This is a genomic window from Colwellia sp. 6_MG-2023, assembly GCF_030547765.1.
In the GTDB taxonomy this organism is placed as follows: domain Bacteria; phylum Pseudomonadota; class Gammaproteobacteria; order Enterobacterales; family Alteromonadaceae; genus Colwellia.
Map to the genome: position 1 here is coordinate 1 of NZ_JAUOPP010000064.1, position 874 is coordinate 874.

Genomic DNA, 874 nt, shown 5'->3' on the forward strand with positions numbered 1-874 from the left:
CAAAGACAAGAAACAATCCAAGCAGCAACTGCTGTACATGAGATGGCTGCAGCCACACAAGAAATAGCAACAAACGCTGCCAATGCCGCCAGTTCTGCTCAAGAAGCTGATACCGAGGCTATGACGGGTCAACGCATTGTTGAAGAGACTATTGCGGCAATTTCTGCGCTTTCTGATAATATAGATGGTGCAAGTGAAGTTGTTAATCAACTCAGTACAGATGCAGATGAAATAGGCAATGTGCTTAATGTAATTAAAGCTATCGCCGACCAAACTAACTTACTGGCACTCAATGCCGCAATAGAAGCCGCCCGTGCTGGTGAACAAGGTCGAGGATTTGCCGTAGTTGCTGATGAAGTTCGTGCATTAGCAAGTCGTACTCAACAAAGTACTGAAGAGATCCAGCAAATGATTGAACGTTTACAACAGGGAGCTAGTGAAGCGGTCAATGTTATGGGAACTAGTCGTAAACAAAGTCAAGATACGGTAACGATGGCAGCCACGGCGAGTGATTCATTAAGAACCATTACTAGTTCAGTAAGTACAATTACAGATATGAATACCCAAATAGCCACTGCTGCAGAAGAGCAAACCACGGTTGCCGATGAAATTAGTAAAAATGTTCAACAAATAGCTGATATCGCGGAAAACTCATCAGAGCGAGCTGGTGAACTGGCGAATACGACGAATGAACTTATTCAACTTGAGCAACGTCTATCAAAGATTGTGGCACAGTTTAAAGTTTAACGTTAATATCAAGCTTTAAATTTGATGAGCGTTAGTGCGTAATAAACTAACGCTCTTATTAATACACTTATATATAGGTTTAGCTAGCCAACCATGAAGCAGAGATAAGTGTTTGATTGCCTTTTTT

Annotated in this window: 1 protein-coding gene; it reads left to right on the top strand. The window is 41.6% G+C overall.

Annotation, left to right across the window (positions count from 1 at the left end; all coding sequences use genetic code 11):
• Window positions 1–747, top strand: a 747-nt coding sequence (locus tag Q4503_RS18800; RefSeq protein WP_303603190.1) for a methyl-accepting chemotaxis protein, incomplete at its 5' end; no start/stop codon positions are given.
• Window positions 748–874 lie beyond the last annotated feature (127 nt).